This is a genomic window from Arthrobacter sp. NicSoilB4 (assembly GCF_019977335.1).
Classification (GTDB): domain Bacteria; phylum Actinomycetota; class Actinomycetes; order Actinomycetales; family Micrococcaceae; genus Arthrobacter.
In genome coordinates, this window is the sequence record NZ_AP024653.1 from 2,582,514 (window position 1) to 2,600,433 (window position 17,920).

The 17,920-nt window shown below is 68.5% G+C and carries 15 protein-coding genes; 6 read left to right on the forward strand and 9 right to left on the reverse strand.

Annotation, left to right across the window (positions count from 1 at the left end; genetic code table 11):
• Positions 1-92: 92 nt before the first annotated feature.
• The 4 genes from LDO13_RS11715 to LDO13_RS11730 are packed head-to-tail and all read left to right on the forward strand — an operon-like array spanning position 93 to position 3,338.
• Positions 93-1,127: a thiamine pyrophosphate-dependent enzyme gene (locus LDO13_RS11715; RefSeq protein WP_224046910.1), complete on the forward strand. Its 1,035-nt coding sequence runs from the start codon at positions 93-95 to the stop codon at positions 1,125-1,127.
• Entirely contained in the window at positions 1,120-2,184 is a 1,065-nt protein-coding gene (locus LDO13_RS11720; RefSeq protein ID WP_224046911.1) for an alpha-ketoacid dehydrogenase subunit beta, read from the forward strand. The genes LDO13_RS11715 and LDO13_RS11720 overlap by 8 nt, the downstream gene beginning before the upstream one ends.
• The gene (locus tag LDO13_RS11725; protein ID WP_056426240.1) at positions 2,177-2,506 is read left to right on the forward strand and encodes a biotin/lipoyl-containing protein; all 330 of its coding nucleotides are present in this window, start codon (positions 2,177-2,179) and stop codon (positions 2,504-2,506) included. Before LDO13_RS11720 ends, LDO13_RS11725 begins: the two co-directional genes overlap by 8 nt.
• 4 nt (positions 2,507-2,510) lie before the next feature.
• Positions 2,511-3,338: an alpha/beta fold hydrolase gene (locus tag LDO13_RS11730; RefSeq protein WP_224046912.1), complete on the forward strand. Its 828-nt coding sequence runs from the start codon at positions 2,511-2,513 to the stop codon at positions 3,336-3,338.
• Positions 3,339-3,446: 108 nt separating this feature from the next.
• Here the strand turns inward: LDO13_RS11730 and LDO13_RS11735 are convergent, their stop codons facing one another.
• Positions 3,447-3,854: a hypothetical protein gene (locus tag LDO13_RS11735; protein WP_224046913.1), complete on the reverse strand. Its 408-nt coding sequence runs from the start codon at positions 3,852-3,854 to the stop codon at positions 3,447-3,449.
• A gap of 104 nt (positions 3,855-3,958) precedes the next feature.
• Positions 3,959-5,218 carry a hypothetical protein gene (locus LDO13_RS11740; RefSeq protein WP_224046914.1) on the reverse strand — a complete coding sequence of 420 codons (1,260 nt, stop codon included), beginning with the start codon at positions 5,216-5,218 and terminating at the stop codon, positions 3,959-3,961.
• Positions 5,219-5,490: 272 nt separating this feature from the next.
• Here LDO13_RS11740 and LDO13_RS11745 point away from each other — a divergent pair, with 272 nt between their 5' ends.
• The gene (locus tag LDO13_RS11745; protein WP_224049770.1) at positions 5,491-6,141 is read left to right on the forward strand and encodes a phosphoribosyltransferase family protein; all 651 of its coding nucleotides are present in this window, start codon (positions 5,491-5,493) and stop codon (positions 6,139-6,141) included.
• 152 nt (positions 6,142-6,293) lie between these two features.
• Here LDO13_RS11745 and LDO13_RS11750 read toward each other — a convergent pair whose 3' ends face one another.
• The 3 genes from LDO13_RS11750 to LDO13_RS11760 form a co-directional block, all read right to left on the reverse strand.
• Positions 6,294-7,649, reverse strand: coding sequence for an MFS transporter (locus LDO13_RS11750; RefSeq protein ID WP_224046915.1), 1,356 nt, complete (start codon positions 7,647-7,649; stop codon positions 6,294-6,296).
• 190 nt (positions 7,650-7,839) lie between these two features.
• Positions 7,840-9,294, reverse strand: a complete 1,455-nt coding sequence (hpaB, locus tag LDO13_RS11755; RefSeq protein ID WP_224046916.1) for a 4-hydroxyphenylacetate 3-monooxygenase, oxygenase component — start codon at positions 9,292-9,294, stop codon at positions 7,840-7,842.
• Positions 9,295-9,355: 61 nt separating this feature from the next.
• A complete protein-coding gene (locus tag LDO13_RS11760; RefSeq protein ID WP_224046917.1) occupies positions 9,356-9,892 on the reverse strand; it encodes a flavin reductase family protein in 537 nt (178 codons plus the stop codon).
• A gap of 169 nt (positions 9,893-10,061) precedes the next feature.
• Between LDO13_RS11760 and LDO13_RS11765 the strand changes: the two genes are divergently transcribed.
• Complete coding sequence (locus LDO13_RS11765) at positions 10,062-10,778, forward strand: helix-turn-helix domain-containing protein (RefSeq protein ID WP_224046918.1); 717 nt, start codon at positions 10,062-10,064, stop codon at positions 10,776-10,778.
• Positions 10,779-10,813: 35 nt separating this feature from the next.
• Here LDO13_RS11765 and LDO13_RS11770 read toward each other — a convergent pair whose 3' ends face one another.
• The 4 genes from LDO13_RS11770 to LDO13_RS11785 form a co-directional block, all read right to left on the reverse strand.
• Positions 10,814-11,776 carry a hypothetical protein gene (locus LDO13_RS11770; RefSeq protein ID WP_224046919.1) on the reverse strand — a complete coding sequence of 321 codons (963 nt, stop codon included), beginning with the start codon at positions 11,774-11,776 and terminating at the stop codon, positions 10,814-10,816.
• A 201-nt stretch (positions 11,777-11,977) separates the two neighbouring features.
• Positions 11,978-13,381, reverse strand: coding sequence for an MFS transporter (locus tag LDO13_RS11775; protein WP_224046920.1), 1,404 nt, complete (start codon positions 13,379-13,381; stop codon positions 11,978-11,980).
• A 135-nt stretch (positions 13,382-13,516) separates the two neighbouring features.
• Positions 13,517-16,606 (reverse strand): SMC family ATPase, encoded by a 3,090-nt coding sequence (locus tag LDO13_RS11780; protein ID WP_224046921.1) that lies wholly within the window; start codon positions 16,604-16,606, stop codon positions 13,517-13,519.
• A complete protein-coding gene (locus tag LDO13_RS11785) occupies positions 16,603-17,781 on the reverse strand; it encodes an exonuclease SbcCD subunit D (protein ID WP_224046922.1) in 1,179 nt (392 codons plus the stop codon). Before LDO13_RS11785 ends, LDO13_RS11780 begins: the two co-directional genes overlap by 4 nt.
• Positions 17,782-17,920: the final 139 nt, after the last annotated feature.

A 17,920-nucleotide genomic window follows, 5' to 3' on the forward strand; every position in this document is an offset into this window, starting at 1 on the left:
CCGGCGCCCGTCGGACTGGCACTCTTGTGCAGTCTGGTCAGTGATTTAACAGCTGTTTGCCTACCGCCGAGCGGGTGACTAGGGTCACAGGCATGGACACACTTCCCGTGGCTTCCGGCGACGCCGCCGAACCCCTCACTCCCGCCCAGCTCCGCGAGCTCTATTCGCTGATGGTGGCCGTCCGCCACCTCGACACCTCGGCCATCGCCTGGCAGCGTCAGGGCATCATCCCCGGCTACGCACCCGAGCTCGGCCAGGAGGCGGCCCAGGTGGGCAGCGGCTACGCCGTCGACACCACCCGGGACTTCGTCTTCCCCACCTACCGCGAGATGGGCGTCGCCCGCACCATAGGCGTGGACATGGTGGCGTACATGTCCACCCACAAGGCCACCTGGCACGGCGGCCTCTACGACCCGCTGGAATCGCGGCTCGCCCCGATCCAGGCCGTGGTGGCCGGCTCGGTGCTGCACGCCGTCGGCTGGGCCCATGGCCAGACACTGGATGGGAAAGACGGCGTCGCGATGACGTACTTCGGCGACGGCGCCTCCTCCCAGGGCGACGTTCACGAGGCCCTGAACTTCGCCGCCGTAATGAAGGCGCCCGTGGTGTTCTTTGTCCAGAACAACGGCTGGGCCATCTCGGTCCCCACCGAACGCCAGGTCGCCGGCGGCTCCGTCGCCGCCCGCGCCGCCGGCTACGGCATCCCGGCCCTGCGGATCGACGGCGACGACGTCGTCGCCGTCGTCGAGGCCACCCGCCGCGCCTTTGCGCACGCCCGGGCCGGCAACGGCCCCGTCCTCATCGAAGCCATGACGTACCGCCGCGGCCCGCACTCGACCTCCGATGATCCGGGCCGCTACCGCTCGCTCGATGAGGAGCGCGACGGCGCCGGCGTGGACCCGCTGGAACGCTTCCGGCAGCGGCTGCTCGCCGACGGCGTCGCCGACGAGGCCTTCTTCGCCGAAGCCCTCGCCGCGGCCAAGGCCGAGGAGGAACAGATCCGCACCGGCATCCAGGCCCTCGGTTCCCGCCCCGGCACCGAAATGTTTGACCTGGTCTTCCAGGAAACCACCCCTGCCCTGCAGGCCCAGGCCGCCAACTGGCGCGAGGAGTCCGAACATGTCTAACTCGATTCTCGAAGGCGAAAGCGCCGTGCACCCCACCCTTGCCGCGGGTGCTCCCGAAAGCACCGCCGCCGCGACCACCGCCGTGATGTCCATGCAGCAGGCCCTCAACCGGGCCCTCGACGAGGTCCTTGCCGACAACCCCAAGGCCGTCATCTTCGGCGAGGACTGCGGCCGGCTCGGCGGCGTCTTCCGCATCACCGACGGGCTGCAGGCCAAGCACGGCGAGCAGCGCGTCTTCGACACCCCGCTGGCGGAATCCGGCATCCTCGGCATGTCCGTGGGCCTGGCGATGGCCGGGTTCCACCCCATCCCCGAGGTCCAGTTCGACGGCTTCGCCTACCCGGCCATCAACCAGATCGTCTGCCAGATCGCCCGGATGAACTACCGCAGCCGCGGCACGATGCCGATGCCGATCACCCTGCGGGTTCCCAGCTTCGGCGGCATCCGAGCCCCCGAACACCACGGCGAAAGCCTCGAGGCGCTCTTCGCCCACGTGCCCGGGCTCAAGGTGGTCTCGCCGTCGAACCCGAACGAGGCCTACCACCTGCTCAAGTACGCGGCCACGCGGCCGGACCCGGTGATCTTTATGGAACCGAAGTCCCGCTACTGGCAGAAGGGCGACGTCAACCTCGCAGACGGCGGCTCCCCCACCGGAGCGAAGGTCATGCGCGAGGGCCGCCACCTCACGCTCGTCGCGTGGGGCGCCATGGTGGCGCGCTGCCTCCAGGTCGCCGAACTCGCCGCCGAGGACGGGATCGACATCGAGGTCCTGGACCTGCGCTGGCTCAAGCCGATCGACGCCGAGGCGCTGGCCGCCTCCGTGCGCAAGACGCGCCGCGCCGTCGTCGTCCATGAAGCGCCGCTCACGTCCGGCCTGGGCGCCGAGGTGGCGCAACTGATCACCCAGTCCTGCTTCGACACGCTCCGGGCGCCGGTCGAGCGCGTCACCGGCTTCGACGTCCCGTACCCTTCGGGAGACCTGGAAGACGAATACATCCCGAACATTGACCGGATCCTCTTCGGGATCCAGCGAGTATTGGAGTACAAACGTGGCTGAAATTTCCTTCCCGCTCCCGGACCTCGGCGAGGGCCTGATCGAGGCAACCGTGCTGGAATGGCTGGTCGCGCCAGGCGACCAGGTGGAGCGCAACCAGCCCCTCGTCGAAGTGGAAACCACCAAATCAGCCGTTGAATTGCCCAGCCCGCAGGCAGGTAAGGTTGTGCGTATCCACGGCGGACCCGGTGACAAGATCAATGTCGGCGAGCCCCTGATTGTGTTTGAGGTGCCGGACAACACCGCCGGCATCGTGGGCACGGTCCCGAAGGAAGAGGCACCAAAGCGCCGGGTCCGCCTGAGCGCCGTACTTGATGAGGACTGACACCATGAGCGGCAGACACACCGGCGAACAGCATTCGCACACCGTCGAGGGCACCGACCCGCAACTGTATGTGGGTGTCCACGAGCCCGCGTCCGACGCCGGACTGCGCCCGGTGCTGCTGCTGCACGGATTCTCCTCTTCATCCAAGCTCAACTGGGAAGACAGCGGCTGGATTACCGCCCTGCTTGAGGCGGGCCGCCGGGTCATCACGGTGGACCTGCCCGGCCACGGCCGCAGCGGCGCCCCCGAGGACATGGACTCCTACGCCCCGAGCAGGATCCGGGCGGACCTGCTGCAGATCGCGTTCGACTCGGGAGTCCGCCCCCTGCGCGACGGCGACCCTTCCAGCGGACTGGACCTGATCGGCTACTCGCTCGGCTCCCGGCTGGCCTGGGAGTTCGGCGCCACCCAGCACGAGCTGGTGCACCGGCTGGTCCTGGGCGGGCCGAACGTCGCCGATCCGCTCGCGGACTTCGACCTCGTCGCCGCACAGCGCTACCTCGCCGACGGCACCCCGATCTCCGATGCGTCCACTGCCGGGCTGCTGAAGATGGCCCAGATGCTGCCGAGCAACAACATCTTCTCGCTGCTGTCCCTCGTGGAGGCCATCAAGAGCGAGCCGTTCGATCCCGCCGAAGCCGTGCCGCACATGCCGATGCTGCTGGTGGCCGGGGAGAAGGACGAGCGCGCCGTCTCCATGCCCGAACTTGCGGCGCTGGGCGCCAAAGCCGGGGCCCTGGTGGAGCAGCTGGTCCTTCCGGGCCGCAACCACACCAACGCCATCACCAGCCGGGCGTTTAAGCAGGGGGCCATCAGCTTCCTGGGCGTCTAGCCTCCCGGCCGTTCACGCACAACGCGGGGTCACTTGAAGCCCATCCGTACGCTGCGGATGGGCCCGGAGTGACCCCGCGTTGTGGGTTTCGGGGACGCAGCTGGAGTTTTAGTAGTCGACGCCCGGCATTGGCTTTCCCTCCATCTGGAAGCACGCGGACGAGGACAGCACGTTGAGCGCGTTCCGCTCCGGGTTGTACTCGATCGAGTGCCGGAAACCCTCCTGGCTGACAATCACGAGTTCAGGGTCCCCATTGACACTGGTCTTGTCCCTCACGGTCCAGCCGCTCCTGGCGGACCAGTCAGCCTTGATCTGCTCAAGCAGGGCCGCGCCGTCGGCGTCCGCGCTGAGGACCACGTCCATCGTGCCCGGCCAGTAGTAGCCGCCAGTCTCGCATTCAAAGAGGGCGCGGGACGTCTCGGTCTGCTTCGACGTCGCCACTGCAGCCGGCGGTACCACCGACATCAGCTCGTCCTGCTGACTGCGGATGGACTGTTTCGCGGTGGCAAGATCCATGCTGGGGCTCCGGGGTTCGGTAACGGGTGCGCAGGCTGCTAATGCGGCTGCGAGACAGGTCAGGGAGACGGCTGCGGACAGCCGGGTGAACAGTGTGGCCGCGTTCACCGTCGGCTCCCGAAGATGACGCGTGCGATGTCCTCGCGGGCCTCCCGGTTCTTCGCGTCCTGGGCGCTGGCGATCAGGCTGTGGTTCTCGACCTTTGCCATCGGGTCGGTGGTGATCTTCACCGGACCGAACTCATAGTTTCGGGCCGGGTCATCGTAAATGTGTTTCGTGAAGGCGGGGTCGCCCAGGGGGTACTTGTCGCCGACCAGCCCCAACTGCTGGGCGGTGGCCAGCGCATCAAAGTCATAGGCGAAGTGGTGGTACTCAGTGGCCGGGTCGGCCTTCCAGCCCTCAGGCATCCAGGCGCCCGACAGGGAGATCTGGCTGTCGTAGTGTGTCCCGTACTTCTCCGAGGACGCTACCGCAGCCTGGCCCCAGCTGTGTGAGACCGCGACGGTCCTGGCTCCTGGCGGGTTCTGCGCCTCGAGGCCCGCCTCAAAGGACGCCAGCTTCCTGCCGGCCTGCTCACCAAAGGGCTTGTCCGCCGATTGCCCAAACATGCGGTCCTGCGGGAACTCGCTGTTCTTGTAGACAAACGCAGCCGTCAGTCCGACCGGATCTGATTGCTGGAGGAACGCTGCCATTTTTTGGGCGGTTCCGCCGTAGAAGTCGCCTGCCGTGGCGAACGTGCCCGGAACATAGGTAAGGACCGTCCTGGTGGTGCCGTCATAGTCGCCAATCATCTCAATGAGGTTACCCTCCGCGGGATCGTATGCCACGAGATCGATGCTGCCCTTCACCGTGTTCTTCAGGTACTCGGCTTCCTCCGTCCAGCCTTTTCCGTCCTGCTCCAGCACGGCCAGGCGGGTTCCGGCCGCCAGGCGGTTCGCTTCGATCCTGGCGGCAACAGGGAGTCCGTCGGTATTGCCGGCGGCAAAGGGATAGAGCCTGGCAAAGTCGGCCTGCTGGCTTGCGCTCAGGCCATTCCACCACTCCTGGACGTCCCGGGGCGACATCGCTCCCAGCGCAGCCGGCGTGACGGGCTCGGCAGTCGGCGCTGCACCACCGGGTGACGAGGCGGGTGGCGAGGCGGGTGACGAGGCCGGGCCGCCGGCGGCGCCGCTGGCACTTTCCTGCTGGTCAGCATTGGCCGTGAGCTCCCGCTGCATCGCTTCCAGCAGTTGGACGGCGCGGATCATGGACCACGAATGTACGCTCTCCCATTCGGACCGGAAAGCCCTGGCGTCGTTCCCTTGCCAGGGGGTGGACGCCGCGACCTCCGCTGCCAGGCGCCGGTGGAGGCCGCTGAGAGTCATTGCACTGCTTCCGGCAGTCGCCGCCATGGTGCGTAATTGCGCGACGTCCGCGCCGTAAAAGGATCCGGCCACAGTTCCCCCGAGTCGTTCCCCCATCGGCGGGAGGGCCGGTACGTCCCGCCCATGGACAGTCTACAAGTGTTATTCCATTCGCTGGATGGATAGAACTGCCCTTCGGGACTAATGCCGGCAGCGGTCTCGCGCGCCGTCCCCGGCGGACGTAGGCTGGCCGCAGCAGGATGGGCGGAAACCGGAGGAGGGACGCCGTGGCCATGCGCTTCACAGACCGCGAGCAGGCCGGCAGGCTCCTGGCCGCTGCCCTCCCCCAGTTCCGCGGACGACCGGACACCACGGTGCTGGGCCTCGCCTGTGGCGGGGTTCCGGTGGCGGCCGAGGCCGCCGCATCCCTCCGGCTGCCGTGGGACGTGCTGCCGGTCCGCAAACTGGGGATTCCGGGACTCGACGAGACCGCGTTCGGCGCCCTGGCCGCCGCTGACGGCGGGGTGGTGAGGGTGCTGAACCGCCCCCTGGTGGCCCGGCTCCTCGACATTGGCGTCCGCCAGTCCGCGCTGGACGCAGTGGAAAGCGCCGAGCGGTCGGAACTGGGGCGCCGCGCCGCAGCCTACCCTGGGCCCCGGCTGCCCCTGGCCGGCAAAACCGTGATCGTGGCCGATGACGGGCTGGCCACCGGAGCGACCATGCGGGCCGGCGTCGAGGCCGTACGGGCGGCCGGTGCGGCAACCGTCGTCGTCGGCGTTCCCGTCGCGTCACTGGAGGCCCAGTCGTCACTGCAGCAGCTCGCGGACGCCGCGTTCAGCCTGTTCATCCCCGGCCAGTTCCGCGCCGTCGGCAGCTCCTACCGCACCTTCCGGCAAGTGCGTGACGACGACGTCGTCCGACTGCTGGGTGCCCGGCCCGCCTGACTCAACGCGGGGTCAGCTACGGCCCATACCGGGGCCACGGATGGGCGCGAAGTGACCCCGCGTTGTCCCAAAGGCGTGATGCCCTAACGTCAGGAGGGCACGGACCTTATGGTCCGCGCCCTCCCGCCAGTTGGCTGACTGGTGCTTGGTGACTAGTGCTTGGCCGTTGCGGCCGGCGCGTGGTGGCTGACGCCGAGCGCGCGGCCCCTGGTCTCCCCGGCCAGCAGGACGCCGACCGCAGAGATGACGCAGAGGATCATGATGTAGATCCCGATGGAGCCGGTCCACCCGGTGCCCTGGAGCAGGGCCTCCGCGATGGTGGCGGCGAACGCGCCGCCCAGGATGGCACCGAAGGCGTAGCCGATCGAGATGCCGGAGTAGCGCACGTTCGCAGGGAACATCTCGGCGTACATCGCGGACATCGGGCCATAGGACAGGCCCAGGCCGATGGTCAGGACGAACAGCGCCACGCCGTAGAGGAAGATGTTCTTGGTGTCGATCAGCGCGAACATCGGAATCATCCAGGCGAAGACGATGCCATAGCCGATCAGGAAGGTCTTGACCCGGCCGATCTTGTCGGACAGCCAGCCGCCGACCAGGGTGAAGATCAGCCAGCCGAAGGACGCCAGCGTGGTGGCCAGCAGGATCTGCGCGGTGGGCATCTTCAGGGACTTGGTGGCGTAGGAGATGAAGAATGCGATCAGCAGGTAGCCGGCAGCGTTGTTGCCGATGAAGATCATCGTCGAAAAGAGGACGGCCTTCTTGTGCTTGCGGAAGAGCTCGCCGAGGGGAGCCTTGCTCTCTTCCTTGCGCTCCTGCATTTCCTTGAAGACGGGGCTCTCGGCAACGGCCCGGCGGATCAGGTAGCCGACGACGATCAGCACGATGGAGAGCAGGAACGGCACACGCCAGCCCCAGGCCGCGAAGTCTTCCTTGGACATGGACGTGTTGAGGAAGTACAGCAGGCCGGTGGCGAGGATCATGCCGACCGGAACACCGATCTGCGGGTAGGCGCCGAACAGTCCGCGCTTGCTCTTGGGAGCGTGCTCGACTGCCATCAGGGCAGCGCCGCCCCATTCACCGCCGGCGGAGAAGCCCTGGATGACGCGGAGCAGGATCAGCAGGACCGGAGCCCAGAAGCCGATCTGGGCGTAGGTCGGCAGCATGCCGATCAGGGCAGTGGCGGCGCCCATCATGATGAGGGTGAAGACCAGCATGGCCTTGCGGCCGAGGCGGTCACCCAGGTGGCCGGCGACGACGGCGCCGAGCGGGCGGAACAGGAAGCTGATGCCGATGAGGGCAAAGGACAGGATCTGCGCCAGGCCCGGGTTGGAGGCGTTCAGGGGAGCCAGGAACAGCGGCGACAGCAGCGTTGCCGTCAGCTGGGCGAAGATGAAGAAGTCGTACCACTCGATGGTGGTCCCGACCAGCGTCCCCGCGAGGACCTTGCGTTCCTCATGCTTGCTGCTGGGGCCCGCCTCAGAATCGACACTTGAAGTTGCGGTCATTGAAACTCCGTTGCTGGGGGCAGAAATCCTGCCCGGGGATGGGTGCGAAGTGAATAACTGAATGCCTCTGGATTTACTGATCGAACGGTCAGTTAGTATTCAGAATCATACTATGAAATGTGTGACAGGGCACACATCATTGGGAAAAAGCTTCGCCGCGCCATAAATGGACGGCGAACTCCTGCGGTGGTCAGTCGGTGCGGTTCAGAAACTCCCGCACACGGGCCCGGACGGGCCCGCGGTCGTAGCTGTTCACCATTGCCCCGGCCATCCGGACCGGATCGCCGAAGAAGAAGTACTCGTACAGTGACTGCCGGCCGGAGAAGCCGGACACCGAGGCGTCGAAGGCCAGCTTGAAGAGCCGGACACGCTCGGGGCCGGTGAGCGACTTGCCCTGCAGGTACATCTCGATATCCGCCCGGGCGTCGCTGTTGACGTCCGCTTCGCCGGGAAGGGCCATCAGTCCGGAGGCGGAGAACTTCCGGATGATCTGCGGAAAGCGCTGGGCGACCTTGGGGTACCAGTTGCGGGCGGCGTTGAGCGTGGTCCACTTCGGCAGCATAACGCCGGCCTCGTTGAGCTCCGCATCGGCCTCGGAGGCCCGGACCAGGGCCTTGCCGATCTCGACGTCGACGATTAGTTCGGCGATGTCCTCCTGGATGTGCTGGAAGCCGTCGATGCCGATCGAATCGGCGAGTTCGGAGGCAAGGCCCAGGAAGAACTCGCTCTTGGCGATGGTCCGGGTGACCACCTGGTGCGTCATGAGGGCGCCAGCACCGGTTTCGGAGTAGAAGCCGTTGCACAATTGCGGGTTGCCGAGCATAAAGATGCGCTCATTGGGCACAAAGACATTGTCAAAGACCGCCACGGCGTCCATTTCCTCGTAGCGGGAGGCCAGCGGCTCGTCGTGGGTGCTGCCGCCGTTGTACAGCGAGGTGCGGCACAGGTAGCGAAGCCCCGGCGTGTCATTGGGGATGGCGAAGGCGTACGAGTACGGGGCATCCTCCGGCGTGCCGCGGAGGACCGTGGAGGGGAAGACCAGGAGCTCATCCGCGATCGGTGCGATGGTGGCGAGCATGCGGGCACCGGTGATGACGATGCCGTCCTCGCGTTCCTCAACGATCCGGGCTGACAGCTGGCCGCCGAGCTGTTCAGAGCCGGAGACGGACCGGTTGACCTGGGGCGGGATCAGGGTGTGTGTGGCGAGGACGTCGTTTTCCCGGGCCCACTCGTAGTAGTTGAGGATGTTCTCGCCGAACTTCGGGTCCGCCTGGGAAAACCACTTCCCGGCCGTGCTGAGGGCGGTCAGCGAGGAGTTCATGTAGTCGCCGGAGCGGCCCAGGAAGCCGTTGGAGGACTCGGCCCACGTGGAGATGGCGCGGCGCCGGCGCTGGAGGTCCTCGACGGTCTTCGGCACCAGGAAGGAGGCATTCACCAGGTCTCCGGTCGTGGGCGAGGTGTAGGTCAGCGCATCCTGGTGCAGCGGGTCATGTTGCATGTCGAAGAGCTTGGCGTAGGAGCGCGCCACGTTGCGGAACGCGGGGTGCTCGGCGATCTTCTCGCTGACAACCTCACCGTCGATCACCACGTGGGGCGTCATGTCGTTGAGCTTGTCCAGGTACTGCTGTCCGGTACGGATACCCATGGTTGTTTCTCCAGTCATCGTTGAGCTGAGTCGTCAGGCCGCGGCGCTGTTCGGTGTCGGGTCAGAGCAGGTCCTCCATGCCCAGCTGGCTTTCCGGGATCGTGGTGAAGGCGCCGTTGGCGAAGCCCAGCGCATCGCCGCTGCGGTAGTTGAAGTCCGTCACCTCGCCGATGTAGAGCGTGTGGTCGCCGCCGTCGTACGCTGCCCAGGGCTTGCATTCGAAGTAGGCAAGCACACGGGAGAGCCGCGGTGCGGCGCCACCCTCGACCCAGAGCGGCTCGGGTCCGGGGCGGCCTGCGAAGTGCATCGCGAGCTGCCGCTGCTCCGCGCCAAGGATATTGACGGTGAAGGGCCGGCCGGCGAGCTCGTCGTGTGCCTTCGCGGTGCGGGCGATACTGACGAGCACGAGCGGCGGGTCCATGGACACCGAGGTGAAGGAATTGACGGTGATGCCGTGGCGCCTGGTGGCGCCGTCGAAGGTCACGATCGCGACACCGGTGGCGAAGCGCCCCAGGCTGCCGCGGAAGCGATGGGCGCGCGCAGCGGGAGTTTGACCCGGAACAACCCGGACAGGCTCCGTGCGGGGTTTGGCAATCATCGTTGATCCCTGCATCTGGTGATGGCTTTACTGGCATGACTTGCAAGGGTTAGTGTTCTATAATCGAACACATAGTTCCTATATAGAACGCTAGCGCACCGTGAGGCGGAGCACAAGGGCCGCCCGGTGTATCCCCGGATTCGCGACCGCCCGCACTTAGGATGGACCAATGACCCCGACCGCCGGCAGCACGCAGGCCTCCCCGTCCCAGACGCTGTCGCGTGGCATCCGTGCCCTGGAGATCCTGGCCGACGCCCCGCACCCGCTGACCATCGCCGAACTCGCCGATGCGATGGGCGTGCACCGCTCCGTCGCCTACCGGATCCTCCGCACCCTTGAGGACCACTCCCTGCTGGTGCGCGACGACGGCGGCCGGGTCCAGCCCGGACCGGGCCTTGCCGTCCTGGCCCGGGGAGTTTCCCGGAACCTCCAGACGGCGGCCCTGCCGGAGCTCACCCAGCTCGCCAACTCGCTGACGATGAGCGCCTTCGTTGCCGTCTGGGACCACGAGGAGTGCGTCACCCTGGTCACCGTGGATCCTCGGCACACCGGGGCCACTGTGGTCCAGCATCCCGGCTCGCGGCATCCGATCAGCGCCGGGGCCCCCGGCATCGCGATCCAGTCAGCCATGTCGGAACAGGAATGGACCGCCGCCGCACCCGGCATCCCCTACCGGGCGGAAGCGGCCGAGGCACGCCGCAGGGGGTATGCCGCCAGCCATGACGAGGTCATCGCCGGCGTCTCCTCGCTGGCCGTACCGATCCGGGTTCCGGGCGGACGGCCGGCCGCTCTCGCCGTCGTCTATATCCGCGCCGCACAGGATCCGGAAGAGGTGGCCGCGGCCCTTGCCGCGGGCGCCGAGCGGATCGAGAGCCAGCTGGGCTAAGGCCTGGCCGGCCCGGATGTCCGTGGGTGCAGAACTCAGCCGCTCCGCCGCGCACCCCATGACGGCACGTTGACGTGGGTGTCGCCCGCTATGACAACGCGGATCCCTCCCTTGCCCTGATCGGAGATCGTGCAGATGCGGTCTTTCCCAATCTTCGTATCAAAACAGCCGGTCAGCAGCTGGCGCCCGTCGGGTGACCAGACGGGCTTAAAGAACCGCAATTCCTCAGTCGGCGGCCGGATAATCCTTAGCCCGGTCCCGTCGGGGCGGACTGCCATGATCGCTCCGGAGTCCGGCGCGGAACCGCTTTCCGGAGCAATATTGAAGGAAATGAAGCGTCCGTCCGGCGACCAGTCGGGATGCTCCAGACCGGCCCGCGGAGCCAGGATCTGATGGAGACCGGTGCCGTCCACGTTCACAACATAGACGGCCTCCAGCTGGCCCTCCGGGCTGTCTCCTGTGATGCGGCCGAACGCTATCCTTGTTCCGTCCGGCGAGAAGACAGGTTCCACATCTATGAAGCCCTGCGTGAGTTCATGCGGGTCGGTACCGTCCGAACGCATCACCCAGATGGAAACAGCGAACGGATCCTGGCCAGCCGCAAACGCGTCGTAGGTGATCAGGCGTCCGTCCGGCGACCACTTGGGACCTTCCTGAACCCCCGGAGCGGACGTCAGGGAGCGGCGCCCCTTGCCGTTGGGCGACACGGTGGCGATGTGGACCCCGGTGTCACTGACGAAGTCGAACGCGATCCGGCTTCCGTCCGGGGACCAGTCCGAGAAGCCCGTCTCGTCCCGGGTGAGCTGCTGCTGATGCGAGCCGTCGGCGCGCGCCACCCACAGGCTCTTCGCACCGCCTCCCAGCTGCGGATTGCCCCGGCCGAAGGCTACGGGCCCGTTGCCCGGCGTACCGTGGGGTTCCGTGGATGCTCCGGCAGGCATGGCGCCGGCCAGGCAGAACAATGCTACGGCCGCAATAAGTCCGGGCTTTTTGGGCACGCCTACCTCCTTGGAACGCATGCCCCCTGCGCGGCACGCCAGGCCGTCCTCCGACGGAATACCTCGTGGCGACCGTTCCCGTACGTCCCGGATTCCTCAATGTCCTCCGAAGCCCCACCGCCGTCAATGGGTCCCGGGGGCGCGGTGCCCCAACGGACCGGGCGGCGGCCTTGCATCCCGTGGCCGGCACGGCCGCCACCGTCAACCGGTGAGGGCGGCTGCTTTCTTTCGCCGGAGCACGACGGCGGCTGCCGCGCCGAGCAGGAACAGCGCCGCTGCGGCACATACCGGCACCAGGAAGGCGGTGGAGTAGCCCTGGTGCTGTGCCAGCTGCCCCGCGATGGACGAGCCGATCGCGGTGCCGGCGACGATGCCGCTGGCGAGCGCCGTCATGACCGTGCCGAGTTTGCCCGCGGGGGCCACTTGGCCGCCGATCGCGAAGACCGTGACCATCAGCGGGCCCACCGGCAGGCCCAGGACCAGGAGCACGAGGATCATGGGAAGGGCCGTCGAAGGCAGCAAAAGCAGCAGCGCGAGGCCCGCCATCAGTGCCGCGCAGGCCACCCAGCGGGCGTTTACCGTAAACCGCTGGGGCCAGTACGCCACCGACAAGGCCGCCGCCGCGGAGCTCAGGCCCATCACGGCGTAAAGCAGGCCCGCCAGCTCGGACGTGGCGAAGCTGGCGGAGAAGGAACTCAGCGCGGTCTGCGTGGAGCCGAAGAACGTGCCCATGCAGACCATGGCCAGCACCGGGAGTCCGACGGCGGCGAACGCACCGGCACGCTGCCCTGCGGTCAGGGCAGCCCGGAGCTGCTTCTGGTGCGCCGCGCCGGCGACTGTCCGCGCCGGTGTCCTGACCACCGCGTGATGCGTGGAGTGCACCGCGAAGGCCGGGACGAGTGTGATGGTCAGGGCGGCGGCGAGGGCGAGCGGCAGCCACGGTGCGATGAGGCTGGCGAGGATGCCCACCAGGGCCGGGCCCAGGACAAAAGTCAGCTCGTCGGCGGTGCTTTCGTACGACAGCGCCGTGTCCAGGTCCGCGGGGTTGGCGTTTCGTCCGCCGCTGGAGGTCAGGGCCATCCAGCGGACCCGGGCCAGCGAGCCGACCTGCGGGCAGCTGGCACCGGCCACGAACGCTGCGGCCAGGACCGGGAGGGCGGCGGCCAGCTCATCTCCGCCGGGGACGAGGTAGGCGGCGAGGATCAGCGCGACGACGGCGGCGGTATTGAAGACTGCGGCGAACAGCAGGACCGGACGCTGGCCCAGCCGGTCCGCCAGCGCGCCGAAGACCGGAGCGCCGAGCGCGGAGCCGATGCCGACAGCTCCGGCCACTACCCCGCCGACGGCGTAGGAGCCGGTGACGGCGGTGGCCAGGGTCAGCGCTCCGACGGTGAGCATGGCGAGCGGGAGCCGGGCGAACAGCCCGATCGGAATGAAGGTTTTGCCGGCGAGCAGCGGCAGGCGGGAGAAACGCCCGCCAGTGTGCGGTGCCGGGGGTGCGGCCGCGGGTCCCGTCGGGGACGGAGGCCCGGGACGGGCAGCAGCTGTGTCAGGAAGATGCGGCGCGGAAGAAGCGGGCGCCTGGGAAGTCGTTGAGAGAGTCATGATTCCGGGTTCGTTCAATGGTGCGCATCGTCCCTCCTCCCGATGCGCGCGACCCGGTAACTCACCAATTATAGCCGTAACTCCGGCAAGCAGCGAAGGCCCGGCCGCCGCGCGGGCCGGGCCTGGGGAGGCGCGTCAGCCCTGGGCGTCGTCGGAGATGTGCAGGGCGGATCCGTTGCGTCCCTTGACCACCTGGAGCTGGGTGCTGATGCGCTGTTTCATTTCCCCGACGTGGCTCACCAGGCCGACCACGCGCCCGCCGTCCCGGAGCCCTTCGAGGGCGTCCATGACCTGTTCGAGGGCCTGTTCGTCGAGGCTGCCGAAGCCCTCATCCACAAACAGCGTCTCGATGTCCACACCGCCGGATTCCTGCTGCACGACGTCCGCCAGCCCGAGGGCCAAAGCGAGCGAGGCCATGAAGGACTCGCCGCCGGACAGGGTTGCCGTGTCCCGCCGCTGTCCGGTCCACTGGTCCACCACTTCCAGGCCGAGGCCGGATTTCTGCCCGCGGACCGCCTTGGCGTCGGTGTGCTGCAGCGTGTAGCGGCCATCGCTCATGCCGATCAGCCGTTCAGAGGCGGCGACGGCCACTTGCTCGAGCCGGGCGGCGAGCACATAGCTGTTCAGGCTCATCCGGTAGTTGTTGTCTCCCCCGCCCCGGGCCGCGTCGGCGACGGCGGCCAGCAGTCGCGCCCGTTCGCGCGGCTCCCGTCCGTCCGCCGCAAGCTGCGCATAGTTCGCGGCGATCGTGCCCAGGGTCCGCACGGACTTTTCCGCGAGGCCGGCCGCGAGTTCGGCGTCCCGGGCTGAGCGTTCAGCCGCGGCTGCGTCCGCACGGAGCTGCTCCACCAGCTCCCCCGCGACGGGGCCCTCCGTCGCCAGCTCGTGCAGCGCCAGGACCAGTTCCTCGCTGGCGAAGAGTTCCTCGATCCGGGCCGCTTCGTCCTGTCCGTCGCGGACGGCGGCTTCGAGTGCAGCGGAGTCCGGGGCGGAGAGCAGGACGGCCCGCGCCGCCGCCGCGGAGTCGAAACCGGCGCCCGGAAGCGCCAGCTCCAGCTGCTGCCGGGCCTCCGCGGAGCGGGCCGCGGCCTGTTCCAGCCGGGTCCGTGCCGCGTCGGCGCGTTCCAGCACGGCTGCGCTGCCGTCCAGCGCGGTGATGCGGTCCGCCAGGACGGGGTGGCCGGCCCGAAGGTTGTCGAGGGCAAGTTCGAGCGAATCGGCCTGCTCCTGGACTTCAGCGAGCGTGGACTCGGTCTGGGCGATGCTTGATGCCGTGGCCGCCTGGACCGATTCGGCGTCGGCGATCTCCTCGTCCAGCTCGGAGTGCCGTGCCCGGTTGACGGCGAGTTCTGCCGCCGCACGGTGTGCTTCGGCGGCGCGTTCCCGCGCCAGGGCCGCTTCCAGGCCGGCATCCTCGGGCGCGGTGTCGCCGCCCTGTGCGGCAAGCACAGCGACCTCCTGCTGGGCCTCGGAGAGTTCACGTTCGAGCGCCGCGAGGGCGGCCTCCGCGGCCTCGCACGCGTGCTGCGCGGACTGTTCTGCCTCGGCCACGTCCAGGGCGGACGCTGCGGCCGGGGCGGGGACCGGATGCTCTGGGCTGCCGCAGACCGGGCAAGGGAGGCCCGCCTGCAGCTGGGAAGCGAGCTCGGCCGAGGCGTTGGCCAGCCGTTCCTCGCGGAGATCGAGCCAGCGCTGGCGCCGGTCCTGGTACTCCGCCCGGGCCCCGCTGTGGTGTTCCGCAACGGCTGCGCGGGCCTTCTCGGCAGCGGCGTAGCGCCGGACCAGGACCAGCAGTTCCTCGGCCGCGGCGGCCTCCTTCGTCCGCAACTGCACCTCGGCGGCGAGTTCTTCGAGCGGGCGCAGTGCGGCGAGCAGGGCAACGGATTCATGGCGCAGGGCGAGCAGGGCGGAAGCCCCGGACGTCCGCCCGGCTTCCAGCCGCGCCAGGTCCAGGCGAAGCTGGGTGCTGCGGCCCCGGAGTCCGGCGAGCCTGGTCTCATCGGGCAGCCGTTCCTCGAGCACCGCGCGCAGTGAGCGCAGTCCCCCCAGCGCGGACCGCAGGGCTTCCCCGTCCAAGGCGTAGCCGCCGGCATCACCGGCGTTGCCCAGGGCGTCACAGCTGCTGCCCGCGGTTGTGTTCAGCATCGCGGCAAGTTCGGGGTCGGTGAGCGCAGCGCTGCGCAGATCTTCTGCGGCGGCGGCCATCGCGGCCGCTGCCCGTTCCTCCGCCGTCCCGGCACTATCCGCTGCCTGCAGTTGCCCGCCGAGGACTTCCGCCTTTCGGTGCAGGCCCAGCTGCGCGCTTTTGGCAGCGACGGCGGGCGCGGCGGCCTCAGCCTCGGAGCGCCGGCGTTCGGCCCCGGCCAGCTTGGCCTGGCGGGCGGCACGCGCCGTTGCGGCGTCCCTGGCGGACAAGCGGTCGGCGCGCTTCTCATCGGCCCCCAGCGCGGCGGCGCGGCGCTGCTCCGCGGCCGCGGCGGCATTGGTCCCAAGCCAGGCCAGGAACGCGTCCGCGTCGGCCCGTTCCGGGGCATCCGCCGTGTCGAGCCCAAGTGCGGCAGTTTCGGCTTCCGCCTGGGCGAGCAGGAGTTCGAGCTGGCCGTTGAGGCTGGCGACTTCGGTGCGGGCAGCCTGCGCCTTACGGCCGAGTTCCTGTTCCACGGCCTCGAACCGCTGGGTACCGAAGAGGCTCTGCAGCAGGTCGAGGCGGTCGGTGGCCTTGGACCGCAGGAAGGCCGCGAAATCACCCTGCGGCAGCATCACAACCCGGGTGAATTGCTCCCGGTTCATGCCCAGGACGTCGGCGATCTCTGCGCCGGCTTCGTCGTTGCGGCCGGACTTCTCTATCCATTCTCCGTCCACGCGTTCCCGCAGCAGGGTGTTGGCCTGCTGCACGGTGAACCCGTTCTTCCCCCGGGCACTGGGCTTGTCCCAGGCGGGAGAGCGGGAGACTTCGAAGTGCCGCCCGCGCGCCGAGAACTCGCAGGTCACCCGCGGCTCGGCCGCAGCCTCGGCGTGGTCGCTGCGCAGCCGCTTTCCGTCCTGCCGGGCCCCGGGCACCGAACCGTAGAGCGCGAAGCAGATGGCATCCAGGACGCTGGTTTTGCCGGCGCCCGTGGGGCCGTTGAGCAGGAACAGGCCGTGGGCGCTCAGGCGGTCGAAATCGATGTGTTCGGTACCCGCGAAGGGCCCGAAGGCGGAGATCTCGAGGCGATGGATTTTCACAGTGAGACTCCTTCCAGGCGCACGGACTCCAGGGCTTCGGCGAGGACGGCTGCCTCGCGGTCGTCGGCTCCCCGGCCGCGGACGTGCTCGAGGAACCCGCAACAAATGGAAAGGTCGTCCTCGGCCCCGGCGAGCCGGCTGCTGTAGCTGGTTTTGGCGGCGGCGCCGGCACCTTCCGGATCGAAACCCAGCACGAGCGTGTCCGGGAACCGCGAGCGCAGCCGTTCCATGGCCTGGGCGGGGCGCTGGGCGTCGGTCACGGTGATCTGGCAATAGGCGGTTTCAGCCCAGGCATGGTCCGCGGCGGAAAGCAGCTCCTCCAGTTTGCCGCGCAGCACCGCAAGGGTCCGGGGCGCTTCCCACAGCACTTCGCGGGCCGCGCCGACGCCGTCAGCGTCGACGTCCAGGAGCCAGCTGCCCTTTTTGTGCTTCGCTTCGGAGAAGGAGTACGCCAGCGGCGAACCGGAGTAGCGGACCGACGGCGAGAGCTCCTGCCGGCCGTGCAGGTGGCCCAGCGCCGTGTAGCCGAAGCCGTCGAAGAGATCCAGCGGGACAGCGCCGACGCCGCCGATGCTGAGGTCCCGTTCGCTGTCCGAGCTGATCCCGCCGCTGGCAAACGTGTGGGCCAGGACCACGGAATGAACGGTCCGGGCCGCGGAGCGCAGGGCCAGGTCCTCCCGGATCCGTGCGGTGGCCGCCCGGGTTACCTCGAAGTGGCTGGCGGTTTCGACCCCCAGCTGTTCGGCCACGAGCCGTGGTTCCAGCCAGGGGATGCCATAGATGGCGAGCACCGGCCCGGCGTCCGGGGCGCCAGGGTCGAGCGGGAACAGCACGGGCTGGTCCAGCTCGGTGAGCCGCGTGCGCAGGTGCACTCCCCCGCGCTCCAGCAGCCGGGAGGCGAAGCCGAGCCGGATGGCCGAGTCGTGGTTGCCGCTGGTCAGCACCACCTGCGCGCCGGCGCCGGTCAGGCCCACCAGCGCGTCATCCAGCAGCCGGACGACGTCGACTCCCGGCAGGGCGCGGTCGTAGACGTCGCCGGCGATCAGGACGACGTCGACTGCCTCGTCCCGCACGAAAGAGACGAGCTGGTCGATGAAGGCGCGCTGGGCGTCGAGCATCCCGACGCCGTGGAACGACCGGCCCAAATGCCAGTCCGAGGTGTGCAATAACCGCATGCTCCTACGGTATCGGCTGCCACCGACAGGATTGCGCCACCGCTCCGGAGCAGCAACGCGGGGTCACTTCCGGCCGGTCCCATCGTTCGGAATGGGCCGGAAGTGACCCCGCGTTGGCTTCTGCCCGGACGCTGGGGGG

What these genes read in the sequence shown, in the direction of transcription:
- LDO13_RS11715 (WP_224046910.1), top strand. Translation starts at nt 93, where the DNA reads ATGGACACACTTCCCGTGGCTTCCGGCGACGCCGCCGAACCCCTCACT.
- LDO13_RS11720 (WP_224046911.1), top strand. Translation starts at nt 1,120, where the DNA reads ATGTCTAACTCGATTCTCGAAGGCGAAAGCGCCGTGCACCCCACCCTT.
- LDO13_RS11730 (WP_224046912.1), top strand. Translation starts at nt 2,511, where the DNA reads ATGAGCGGCAGACACACCGGCGAACAGCATTCGCACACCGTCGAGGGC.
- LDO13_RS11735 (WP_224046913.1), bottom strand. Translation starts at nt 3,854, where the DNA reads ATGGATCTTGCCACCGCGAAACAGTCCATCCGCAGTCAGCAGGACGAG.
- LDO13_RS11740 (WP_224046914.1), bottom strand. Translation starts at nt 5,218, where the DNA reads ATGACTCTCAGCGGCCTCCACCGGCGCCTGGCAGCGGAGGTCGCGGCG.
- LDO13_RS11745 (WP_224049770.1), top strand. Translation starts at nt 5,491, where the DNA reads ATGCGCTTCACAGACCGCGAGCAGGCCGGCAGGCTCCTGGCCGCTGCC.
- LDO13_RS11750 (WP_224046915.1), bottom strand. Translation starts at nt 7,649, where the DNA reads ATGACCGCAACTTCAAGTGTCGATTCTGAGGCGGGCCCCAGCAGCAAG.
- hpaB (WP_224046916.1), bottom strand. Translation starts at nt 9,294, where the DNA reads ATGGGTATCCGTACCGGACAGCAGTACCTGGACAAGCTCAACGACATG.
- LDO13_RS11760 (WP_224046917.1), bottom strand. Translation starts at nt 9,892, where the DNA reads ATGATTGCCAAACCCCGCACGGAGCCTGTCCGGGTTGTTCCGGGTCAA.
- LDO13_RS11765 (WP_224046918.1), top strand. Translation starts at nt 10,062, where the DNA reads ATGACCCCGACCGCCGGCAGCACGCAGGCCTCCCCGTCCCAGACGCTG.
- LDO13_RS11775 (WP_224046920.1), bottom strand. Translation starts at nt 13,381, where the DNA reads ATGACTCTCTCAACGACTTCCCAGGCGCCCGCTTCTTCCGCGCCGCAT.
- LDO13_RS11785 (WP_224046922.1), bottom strand. Translation starts at nt 17,781, where the DNA reads ATGCGGTTATTGCACACCTCGGACTGGCATTTGGGCCGGTCGTTCCAC.